Source organism: Lentimonas sp. CC4 (genome assembly GCF_902728235.1).
GTDB lineage: Bacteria > Verrucomicrobiota > Verrucomicrobiia > Opitutales > Coraliomargaritaceae > Lentimonas.
In genome coordinates this window covers 73,430-85,092 of the sequence record NZ_CACVBO010000002.1, presented here as the reverse complement: position 1 = coordinate 85,092, position 11,663 = coordinate 73,430, and the positions used below count along the sequence as shown (strand labels likewise).

Sequence of the window (11,663 nt, the reverse complement as noted above, 5' to 3'; positions counted from 1 at the left end):
TGTTGTAGAAACCGTTAATGCACACGACGGAGCTCTGCGGCACGACTGAGCTCGCCGAAGTCCGGAGATGGCGAAGCAATTTACATTAATCAAGTAATACCAAAACACTGACTAAGTCTGGTAAAAAGAGTTTAACCGCAGAGCTCGCGGAGTGCGCAGAGGATTTGGAGAGGTTCTTTGAAATGCTCTGCGTCTGCTCTCTGCGTGCTCAGCGACCTCAAGCGTAGCGGGCGGTTAATTCTAAAAGGATGAGTTGGAACCGCGAATGGACGCGAATCAACGCGAATTTAAATGACCAAAATACTGATATTTCGGACAAGAGCTAATGAACCTATATTCAGGAGTTAGAAGTTAGGAGTCAGACTGAGGTCTGCCGTAGATGGCGTAGCAAGTTAGTCTTTGCTAGTGAGTCGCTTAGGATCAAGAATGCGGTTGCCAAATTGGCGAACTGCAACATCTATATAAGACACTGATCATCAGCTCCTAACTTCTAACTACTGCCTCCTAACTCCTCTTTTAAGGATGAAGGCTAGCATCACTCGCGTCATTAACTGTCAGTTGGAATCTTAGCTTTGTGCCTTCGCGCCTTTGTGAGAGATTACATTCGTTAAGCCAACGACTCGTCCGCCTTGCCTGGCGTAGGAGGAACCAGTTTCGATCTGTGCATGTGCTTTGATCATCACGCGAATGCGTCATTTTAATATATGTCAACTCGTGATGCATCGGGGGGGCGAATCAGTTATAATTCCTCCGATTGATATTCTGAGTTCTTTTGTCGAACGGTGTTCGAAGCTCCCCACCGGACCATCAATCAACACCTCAATTTCCCTCCCCATGATGAATTCTAAAAATCCCCTGTTTTCTGTTCGCTCGTGCCACGGCATTACTCGCCTCCGAGCTGCGCTGTCTCCCGTTGTATGTCTCGCAATTGCCTTCTGTGCGCTGCTGACGGCATCCCCCGTTGTGGCTCAGGATAAACCCGATGACATCTTGCTGGTTTCTGTCGGCGAGAGCGCAGACCGCTATTCGGATGTTGCGACTCACTTGCAGGGGCTACTTTCGGGGGCAACTGGTTATACTGCTGCACAAATCGATATTTTTGAGGATTCGACGATCGAGTCACTTGCAGATGGGTATTACGACCAGAATACAGCGGACAAAAACTTACGCGCCAAAGTGGTGGAGGGCTACGGGGCTGTCATTCTGATTCCCACCATCATACAGACACCAACAAAAACGATCGAATACGGGGAGTATGGTGGTGGTCCAACGAATGTCTATGACGACGCGCCATTTGATAACGAATACTTCGCTCCCGAAGTCTTTTACGAAGGCTGCACCCAGTTTTCGAAGCTCATTCTAGGCGCACAGAGCACGCCTATGATTTTCCTTCCAGGCAATCCCGACGAGCAGGTGAGTGATTACGGCCCAATCATGTATCGGGTCGCGAGTGGTGTCGCCATGGACCTGATTCCCGGCGCATATGCTCTGGATACCTACGGTGCGACGACTTCAACAAATGAGGCGTATCTCTATGCTGCCTGCATCTTCACCCAACTGACCGGTCTCAATGCGTCGGAATCTAGCTATTCCCCTGTATTGCCCTCAAGTGGAGATGCCACGACTCTAGGCAATACTGCTGAAACGACGGTCAACTTGCACGAAACAACCGTGCACTACACCACCAGCTACGAGAACGACGGCGCTGTCGTTTACCGGAGTCTTGATGTAACTCAGGCTCCGTTTAACGACGTTGTCCGCTACATGTATAAAGGTTCCAGCACGCACGACTGGACGAGCGATGCGCTGACTTTGATGATCAACAGCAATACCGCGACGACGAAAGCGGCACGCAAGCTGGGCATCAAATCGAATGGCTTTACTGGGGGAACAAGATATTGGCACCCTGATGACTTCGATTCTCAAGGGTTCAAGTTTGATTTGGAGCCGAACGAAGCCGCCTTCATGTATGTGTCGGGTTCCTGGGTAGGCGCGGATGCGCAAGATTGTATTGATCGAAATCAGTCCAACATGATTCCCTTTGCCTTTGATTGGATTAAGGCTTTTTATCTTACAAGTTCCAGCGGAACCGAGGCCACGGAAGCTGCCTTGGATTACCATGATTGTAATGAGTTGTATTTTAACTACGCCGAACGCGGCTGGAAGCTCATTCCGCTAACAATCGGAATGGGGCGCATCAATGAGGCCACGACGGATTTTGCAGCATCAGACGATGCGCTACACTGCTCAGATTTGTTGGTCTATATGAATGCCTATATGATGCTGAGTTCTTCGCTCGGCCAGCCCTTCCCACTGCTCACAGCAATTACGGAGGATGATATACACCGAGGATCTCACACTCTTGATGACATCAATGAGGCCTGCCTGATCGGGCACGACATCATCACGGAACTCGCATTTTTGTCGGAGACGGGTGCCTATGTCCCAGAGAGTGACCTTGAGATTACGACCGACTCGTTGCAAGGAGAGTTGATGGGGGTTCCATACACCAATCAGCTTGCGGCGACTGGGGGAGATGCAACGTATTCTTGGGAAGTCATCTCCAGTTTGGACCTTCCGTCTGGGCTGAGCCTGTCGAGCGATGGAGTGCTCTCTGGGTCGGCATATGAAGCGGGCACGTTTGGTGTGGGCTTCAAGGTGACCGATGGAACAGGTGCTTTCCGAAAAGTCGGTTTGAAGCTTACCATCGACCCAAACAGTGACCTGTCTATTGCGAACGACGACAGTATGGTCCTGTTGGAAAACACGACGAAGGATATTCTGCTGACGGGCACCGATTCGGAAGGCTCCACCAGCAACCTGTTTTATGTGGTGGCTGATGAGCCGACCAACGGCACCTTGAGCGGCACGGCACCGGCTCTGACCTATTCCCCAAATACGGATTTTGTGGGAGAAGACAGCTTTACCTTCACTGTCAGCGATGGCGTGAATTCCAGTGTGCCGGCGACGGTGTCGATTTTCGTTGGATCGGCGCAGACGAACCTTGAATTTGCGGATCTGAGTGCTGCCTTGTCTGAAAATACCTTGGTGGTGGGCGGTTCTGCAAACAATTTGATTGTTTCTGGGGCAGCTTCAGATTCCGACTATCTTTATTCGGTGTCCTACACCGGAGCGGACTATGATTTCGATGGACTCAACGACACGCTGACCTTCGACGTTCGGGTCAAGGCCTGGACCGGAGGAACGACAGCGCTGGGTATTGATGATGCCGGCAGCACCACGTCCGCATCAGCGACGATTGGTTTGAGTTCTGCGGCTGTTAATATTTCGGATGGCGCCCGTTTTACTGCGGGTGGTGATACCCAGATGCAGGATGGTGAAAGCCTGGAGTTCGTATTGGAAAATCCAGTAGTATCACTGACGGACGCAGGCAAAGTCGGCAGCGCGGTTTCAGCTGGTTTTAATGCGGCGCGATTGGTGGAAACTCACAATGGAAATTCCCATCAGACGATATTCGGTGCAGGCACAGAATTGCTGGGGTGGGACTGGGACGGTCCTTTTGATGTGAGCGACATCAGTGTTGGGGCAGGGTCACTCTATATATCTTCGGGGCTCACTACTAGCACTACTACCAGACCGTTCCATTGGGGCGTAGGGGATGTCGGTTTCGGGATCACCGTGTCGGTGACTGACAATTATGCGGCCTGGGCAGCCGACCACGGTCTCGCAGGGACTGATGCCCAGGCAGATGCCGACACCGAAAACGGCGGGGCAGGGGATGGCTATGCGAATCTGTTAGAATTTGCTTTGGGCATGGATCCAACTGTATCCGATGCTGGTTCGAAGGAATCGATTTATACCGAGGTGGTGGGTGCCTCGACTTATTTTGCGTATGCTTACGAACGCCGCACCGACTATCTGGCTCAAGGCCTGACTTATACGCTGGTCGTGTCGCCTGACCTGGTGACACCGTCCGCCGAGTCACCCTTTGACGTCAGCATCGGCGATGCAGTCGACGGCTTTCGGACGATCACCACTCGCTACCTAATCGAGGATGACGCTAAGTTCATTCAGTTGCAGGTGGATATGGACTAGGTGGTCGCTGGACTTAACGGGTAGTGTCATTCGCTGATTATATACTGTCGCTCATCAAGAATTGTGATTGTTGCTCAACACATTTGGGCGGGGACGAGCTCCGCCTCGTCCGCCGAACTTTAGGCTCTAGGCAATCAATCCCGGGAGTCGGTTGAGCTAAACTCCTTGTGGCTCTGGGTTGATTTCGAACTTTGGATATTCGGCGGAACGCTTACCTATGCAGATTGTAGCAGGTGTCGTTAGTTTTATGTGAAATGAACACGTATTTACGTGATGAGCTGGACGATTCGCAGATTCTGTGTATGTGTTTCTATAATGTTTAAGACTTTAGTCTCAACCTTATCAACCTCGTCATTCAACCCTACTGATTACCCTTATGAATGTTTCGCCAGAGCTTGAGCGCGCATACTTGCTTGATTGTGAATGCCTAGTTTTGGCTGCGGTGATAGCGCCTGATTCGCCCCTGTCACGTATACGCATGATAGGGGTATATGCGGATACGCGACTTTAACTCTACCTATAAAAAGCTATAGTATGCCACTCTCAACTAGAAACAGGTAACTGTTTCTCCTCCTCCTAAAAAAAAACGATGATCAAAATGCCCCTCAAAAACCTCACAACGTCCGCACTGCTTTTATCGGCAATGGCCGTTTGCTCTTTGAATGCGACGACATTCAATCTCGATGTTGATTTTGCCGCTGCAGGCAATTACACGAACGCCGTCGCTCAGGACGTAACAACATCAGTTAACTTCTTGGGAGCTACATTCGACATTGTTTACACACTCAATGCGACAGCTACTAGCACTGACTCAAACACTATAGTGGTTGTCTCAAACGGAACAACATATGGCGTCACTTCCGACACTGATAGTGTCAATCACACCTTAACTCTTGAAGCTGACACTGATGAGGGGATCGCGTTCCTCGGCCTCTCATTTAGCAACTTTCAGGACAACGGCAGCGGTATTACCCTTGGCGACCTTTCTGGCCTGCGTTGGAGCGCATTTACAGCGACTGCTGATGGCAACAACCCGGATAACGTATCTGTCTCTTACAATGGTTATGCTGCTGCTACCGCTTCGAGTATAAATCTCACTCCAGACGCTGGCTCAGTTCGTGACTTTACTGGACTAGCTAATTACAGTGAGAATGGTCAAGATTTGTATCTAATGACTACCGGCGCCAACAGTAGTAATCGATGGGGGATCGGTGCACTCACTGTTTCTTATGAAGCTGTCCCCGAGCCAAGTAGCTACGCGCTCCTCGCGGGTCTTCTCGGCTTAAGCGTCGTGATGGTTCGCCGTCGCAGCTAGTGCCTCGCGCTTAAGCAAAACTACTTCAAAGACTCCAAGTCCCGTGCGGGGCTTGGAGTCTTTTTGTGCCATTGAGGCTGGATTCGACTCTTCATGGGAGCTCTGTCTGCGGCTGGTGGACTCGCGGATAAAAGCATGGGCACACAAGCTACGCAGACTATCTGGAGTGGCTATCGACTGATTCTAAAGCTCAAAAGGAGATGGAGTTTTCGAAGATGTGTCGCGGATGGGCCTTAGGGTCCAAAAAGTTCAAGTGTGACTTACTTGAAAGTGAGGGTCTGTTGAAAGACGGCAGTTTCGAGAAGGTTCGCATGGAGGGGCAGGATTTACGTGAGGTGAATGAATTGATATGGGAGTCAGTTGTGGCACGTGGGCTAGAGCACGCCGAAAAGACTAGCACTTCGCTCAAGACCGACAAGAAGTCCGCCGAGTGGAAAGTGCGAATTGCTGCCGAACTAAAGCGCACCACGAGTGCACCGAGCACATGGATCGCCCAGAAGCTACACATGGGCGCTCCGCAATTAGTTGGCATCTACATCAAGCAGTGGGAACGCGACAATGATGGCCTAAAGCAGAAATAAATATGTAAACCTACGGAATGACCCCTTTAAGACTACCCTTATGTATGAAATTCTGCCCGAGCCTAGCCATGTGCACTTGGTTATTTGTGGATGCTCCGCGTGTCCAAGTTAGCGGCAAATGTGACGCCCGATTGACTTCGATCATGTATATGCGTGATCGAGGAGTATGTGCATGCGCGATTTTAATCTTACCTATAATTAGTTATAGTATGTGTCTCTCAAATTAAGATCTCGTTTGAAATTACAAACGATACCTCCACCCCCCCCCATAAACGATGAATAAACGAACCTCCCCGATTCTGTTCACTGCAGTAGCGCTTGCGCTGCTCAGCTCACAAGCCCATGCCGATTCAAGCAGCTGGGTCGGCACGACTGATGCTCAGTGGTCAGATCTAACAAACTGGTCAGGCGGAGCGGCGGTGCCAGGCACCACCGATACCGCTACTTTTAATGCAGCAGCCGGCGCTGGTGGCTCTGTCATTGATCTCGGTGGCGCGGTGACCGTCCAGACACTAGCATTTGATACCGCTACTGTTGCAGCCTATACGATCGGCACTGGCGCGGTTGGCACTGATACTTTGACGCTTGATAATGATGGCTCGATCACAGTGGGAGCAGACGTTGTAGCAGATCAAACTATCAATGCGAATGTTGTGCTTGGCAACACAGCGACTGCGAGCACTTACACTTTTACAAACGCAAGCGCCACGAATTCATTAAGTGTTGCAGGCAACATCACTGGAGGCGCTGCGGCGGCAAAGACCCTAGCGGTTACAGGCGCTGGCGCGACTAATTTGAGTGGAATCATCAGTGATGGCAGCGCAACTTCTTTAGCGATAACTAGCAGCGACGCAGGAACTTTAACACTCAGTGGTGTAAACACCTACAGTGGAGGCACGACGATCAATGCTGGAAGCACCATTCTAGCTGACAACAATCTGGCTTTAGGTTCCGGGACTGTTACCCTCACAGGCGACAATGCCATCTTAGCATTGGGGGATGGTGTTAACGTTGCTAACAGTCTTATTACTAACAATATTGGGGCCAATAAGACCTTAACTGTGTCTGGAACATCGGCGGAGTATTCGGGTGATATTTATAACGGAGAGGCGACCGGCGCGTTTAATTTAAATGCCGCTGCCGGACAGACTCTAACACTATCTGGGATTATTTCTTCCGGAGTTGGAAATGGTGATTTTACTTTGAATGGTTCGGGCACTGTGATTTTAACTGGAAATAATGATTTCACCAAAAATCTCAGTATGACTGGAGGAGGAGCCACGGTTCGCCTTGAGCATAATAATGCTGCTGGCACAGGAGATTTTGAGATGAGGAGCACTACAACAATAGAGGTTGCCAATGGCTTGACCGTTGCGAATGACATTGTTGCAACTTCTGGTGGCAACATTAAGACTCTTAAGTTAGAGACTGGCGCAACCTCTGCTGAATGGTCTGGTGACATTAATTCAGACGAACAATCTGGCTTCCTTCTGACTGCCGAAGGCGCTTCTGTATTTACGATTTCAGGAGATTTAACTCAGAATCGAGGTTTTTATAACGTGAATGGCGATGGAGAGGTTATTCTTTCTGGCGCGAATACCATTGAATTAAATTTCACAAATACGGGTGGCACGCTCACACTTGCTGAGACTGGTTCACTCCAATTCACTATTGGGGCTGCTGGTTCGAATAACGATATCGCTGGTGTGGGTGGAATACTGAATTTGGATGGTAGTTTCATTTTTGATCTGACTGGTGCATCGACCACCGTGGGTGACTCATGGATGGTCGTCGATGGCACCTTCACTGAAACATATGGCAACACCTTTGCTGTAGACAGCACTGTCGGCAGCTTCACTGACCTGGGTGGTGATGTTTGGGGCATTGTCGAAAATGGCGTCGGTTATGAGTTCTCTGAGCTTACTGGCGAATTGTCCGTTGTCGTTCCAGAACCAAGCACTTACGCGCTCCTCGCAGGCCTGCTCGGCTTGACCTACGCAATGGTTCGCCGTCGCAGATAGTTCGTTACATTCAAGCGATCCGTTTACAAAACTCCAAGTCCCGCGTGGGCTTGGAGTTTTTTTTGTGCCATTGAGCATGGGTTTGGCAGTTCACAAAGGCTCTGTATTTTTAACCGCGGATTACACGGATTATTAAGATTCTCCTGATCCGTGTTATCCGTGCAATCCGCGGTCAGTTCATAGTCCTTCATCCTAAAATCGGCAGTTGGAACCACGAATCAACACGAATAAGATTTATAAATGCTTCATATCCTGAGACAAAAATCCCTACAACTGCACAGTATTATTAGATTAAAACTTCGCCATATGGCTTCGCCCTTCGGTTGCAAGCGAAGGGCGAAGCCATTTGGCGAACGGCAACAGTTCGCATCAGACACAGATCATCAGCCCCTGACTTGCTTCGCCATCTACGACCTCCGTCTGCCTACTGACTTCTAACGACTCTTTTAAGGATTATAGTAGGTGGCACGGTAGGTAGGCTCATCCTGTAAATGACTCTTCGTATTAGTTTGTCTATGGTTGCCATTCTTGTCAGTTTTATGTTAAAAGCGTCGCCCATCTGCGCGATTTGATGGACTAATCCCCTTATATTGGTATCAATATTAGTTCTCAACTGACTGCTTCATCATTCAAATCTACCTTTTTTACCCCCGCATGAAAATTTCGCCAGAGCATGAGCGCGCACACTTGCTTGATTGTGAATGCTCAGTTTTGGCCACTGTGATAGCGCCTGATTCGCCCCTATCACGTATACGCATGATGGGGATATATGCGGATACGCGATTACAACTCTACCTATAAAAAGTTATAGTATGGCACTCTCAACTAGAAACAGGCAACTTTACACCTCCTAAAAACACTATGATCAATATACCCAAAAAAACCCTAGCTACGTCCGCACTGCTTTTATCGGCAATGGCAGTCTCCTCATCTGCAGCCACTATTGTTCTTGATATGCCAGGGGCATCTAACAATATTGCTACCGGATCTGTTGTTACGACGTCAACTGGGTTCGCAGGTGCTACGTTTGATATCCTTTACACTCTGAATGCCTTTGCAACAGATGTGACAGTCACTCCTTATTTTGACTCGAATGGAACTTACTTTGGCGTGGGCTCGACTAATGATGGTGGCACTAATGGGCAAAGGGAGTCTATTGATGGTGACGATGGGGAGGCGCTATCAATCACTGGCCTTACAATTGACAACTTCAATGCGGGGACGAGTGGACTTACAGAGGGAGATTTCAGTATCTCATTCGAATCATTCACGATCTTTAACGGAACCCATAGTGGTGATGGCGTTAACTTTTCCTTTGCCAGTTTTGATGCTGGAGATAATATTGCAAGCATTGCGAAACCCACAGTAGTGGATCTAACTGGTTATGCTGGTGTTTCTACTGCCACGGAATTGTATATAACACCTTATAGTGCTGCACGCTTGTCCGTCTCAGGGATCTCAGTATCAGTAATTCCAGAGCCCAGCAGTTACGCGCTGCTCGCTGGTTGCTTCGGATTGACAGCTGTCATGCTGCGCCGCCGCAAAGTGTAAGAGTGAATTCACACCTTCTTCAAAAACTCCAAGTCCCGCGTGGGCTTGGAGTTTTTTTGTGCCATTGATCCAGGTTTGGCAGTGCACGAAGGCTCTGTATTTTTAACCGCGGATTTCACGGATTATTGGGATTCTCCTGATCCGTGTTATCCGCGCAATCCGCGGTCAATTCATAGTTCTTCATCCTAGAATCGACAGTTGAGAGTGTCGCAAAAAGGCGCAAAGGACGCAGAATGTAGGAGACGATGCTCATGATCACTCTGTCACCTCTGGCCAAATTGGCGAAGCCTCCAAATGATTCAAATACATGGTTTTGCGTCTCTTGCGCCTTTTTTCGTCCATGAACTCATCTTGTTAGGTTCATGAATGGCCTCTCCGTCTGCCTACTGACTCTAGTGACTCCTTTAAGAATGGATGGATTCATCGACTCTTAAGTTGAGGTGATTATTGCTAACCTTACGTCCAAAGCATCACGTATTTACGCTATACTCTGGACAACCACTGTTTCATTTGTAACATAATCTGAGTGTTGAGGTGTGTCTCTCAACTCGTATCAAAACGCCACCCCATTTTTTACCCCATATGAATCTTGAACCTAAGCGCGTGCAGTTGCTTGCTCGAAATATCGATCCATATGCTACCTGATTTGCCTGCATCACGTATATGCATGACAAGGGAGTATGCGCACACGTGGTTTTTATTATGCCTATAAGTAGTTATAGTATGTAACTCTCACAATTAGAAAAAGATAACTGTTCCACCTCCTAATAATAACTAAACATATGATCAAAATACCCAGAAAAACACTAACAACATCCGCACTGCTTTTATCGGCAGTTGCAGTTTCCTCGGTGCAAGGAGCAGAGACTCTGAGCATTACAAACATGAACAATGCTGACGGAGTTGCGAACACATTGTTAATCGATGGCAGCGCAGCAGACAGCGTCGTCAGAACTCTCGATACTAGCAGCGGTTTCAACCAATATGTTTTTGCAGTGACCTATTCGGCCGCGGATTTTAATAGTGATGCCGTCAACGACACTCTGACCTTTAATGTGCGGGTTTCCGGTTCGACAGGAAACACGCAAAGCTCGGGCTTTGTGGCCGGTGGCGTTCAGACCGGAACGGGTGGATCGGTGACGCTCGCAGACCCTCTAGGCGGGATTAATGTTTCGCTCGAAGGGACTCGTTTCGGAACAGATGGCAACATCAACGCCGGGCAGACGCTTCTTTTTACAGTGGAAGATATCTTAGTGAATGGTTCCGCTCTAGGCAACACATTCGGCGGTTTTACTGCGGCCGCTCTCCAACAGACCTCGGGAACCGGAAACAGCCATGTTGCTATCGTGGGTGTTGGGACAGGACTGGATGCGGTTGAGTGGGGCACCAACACAGGGATCACTGTAGCGAACCCTGACCAGCTGTATATTACCGGTGGTGCGACGCTGAACACTGGCGCAACCCGGCAAAACAACTGGGCCGTAACAAACATTGATTTCGGCATGACAGTCGTCCCCGAGCCAAGCAGCTACGCACTTCTTGCCGGCCTTGCTGGCTTGAGCTTCGTAATGCTTCGCCGCCGCCAAGCGTAGTTGTCAATACGATCCTACTTTTCAAAAACTCCAAGTCCCGCGTGGACTTGGAGTTTTTTTGTGCCATTGAGCATGGGTTTGGCAGTGAACGAAGGCTCTGTATTTTTAACCGCGGATTACACGGATTATTAAGATTCTCCTGATCCGTGTTATCCGTGCAATCCGCGGTCAGTTCATAGTCCTTCATCCTAAAATCGGCAGTTCGGGTAGCCGCAAAAAGGCGCAAAAGACGCAGAATATAGGAGACGATGCTCATGATCACTCTGTCACCTCTCGCCAAATTGGCGAAGCCTCCAAATGATTCAAATGCATGGTTTTGCGTTTCTTGCGCCTTTTTTCGGCTATGAACTCATTTTGTTAGGTTCATGAATGGCCTCTCCGTCTGCCTACTGACTCTAACGACTCCTTCAAGAATGGATGGATTCATCGACTCTTAAATTGAGGTGATTATTGCTAATCTTACGTCCGATGCATCGCGTATTTACGCTATACTCTGGACAACCAGTGTTTCATTTGTATCATAATTCCAGTGTTGAGGTTTGTCTCT

At 49.0% G+C, this 11,663-nt stretch carries 6 protein-coding genes; all 6 read left to right on the top strand.

What is annotated here, in order from left to right:
- Positions 1-834 precede the first annotated feature (834 nt).
- The 6 genes from GZZ87_RS17305 (at position 835) to GZZ87_RS17275 (ending at position 11,116) form a co-directional block, all read left to right on the top strand.
- Positions 835-4,056: an Ig-like domain-containing protein gene (locus GZZ87_RS17305; protein ID WP_162026983.1), complete on the top strand. Its 3,222-nt coding sequence runs from the start codon at positions 835-837 to the stop codon at positions 4,054-4,056.
- A gap of 589 nt (positions 4,057-4,645) precedes the next feature.
- Positions 4,646-5,371: a PEP-CTERM sorting domain-containing protein gene (locus GZZ87_RS17300; protein ID WP_162051180.1), complete on the top strand. Its 726-nt coding sequence runs from the start codon at positions 4,646-4,648 to the stop codon at positions 5,369-5,371.
- Between the two features lie 200 nt (positions 5,372-5,571).
- On the top strand, positions 5,572-5,952 hold the full coding sequence (locus GZZ87_RS17295) for a hypothetical protein (protein ID WP_162026981.1): 381 nt from the start codon (positions 5,572-5,574) through the stop codon (positions 5,950-5,952).
- A 275-nt stretch (positions 5,953-6,227) separates the two neighbouring features.
- The gene (locus GZZ87_RS17290) at positions 6,228-7,973 is read left to right on the top strand and encodes an autotransporter-associated beta strand repeat-containing protein (RefSeq protein ID WP_162027004.1); all 1,746 of its coding nucleotides are present in this window, start codon (positions 6,228-6,230) and stop codon (positions 7,971-7,973) included.
- A gap of 861 nt (positions 7,974-8,834) precedes the next feature.
- On the top strand, positions 8,835-9,524 hold the full coding sequence (locus tag GZZ87_RS17285; RefSeq protein ID WP_162026980.1) for a PEP-CTERM sorting domain-containing protein: 690 nt from the start codon (positions 8,835-8,837) through the stop codon (positions 9,522-9,524).
- Positions 9,525-10,306: 782 nt separating this feature from the next.
- Positions 10,307-11,116 carry a PEP-CTERM sorting domain-containing protein gene (locus GZZ87_RS17275; RefSeq protein WP_162051178.1) on the top strand — a complete coding sequence of 270 codons (810 nt, stop codon included), beginning with the start codon at positions 10,307-10,309 and terminating at the stop codon, positions 11,114-11,116.
- Positions 11,117-11,663: the final 547 nt, after the last annotated feature.

Excerpts from the sequence above, each read along its gene's own strand:
- GZZ87_RS17305 (WP_162026983.1), top strand. The coding sequence starts at position 835 with ATGATGAATTCTAAAAATCCCCTGTTTTCTGTTCGCTCGTGCCACGGC.
- GZZ87_RS17275 (WP_162051178.1), top strand. The coding sequence starts at position 10,307 with ATGATCAAAATACCCAGAAAAACACTAACAACATCCGCACTGCTTTTA.
- GZZ87_RS17285 (WP_162026980.1), top strand. The coding sequence starts at position 8,835 with ATGATCAATATACCCAAAAAAACCCTAGCTACGTCCGCACTGCTTTTA.
- GZZ87_RS17290 (WP_162027004.1), top strand. The coding sequence starts at position 6,228 with ATGAATAAACGAACCTCCCCGATTCTGTTCACTGCAGTAGCGCTTGCG.
- GZZ87_RS17295 (WP_162026981.1), top strand. The coding sequence starts at position 5,572 with ATGGAGTTTTCGAAGATGTGTCGCGGATGGGCCTTAGGGTCCAAAAAG.
- GZZ87_RS17300 (WP_162051180.1), top strand. The coding sequence starts at position 4,646 with ATGATCAAAATGCCCCTCAAAAACCTCACAACGTCCGCACTGCTTTTA.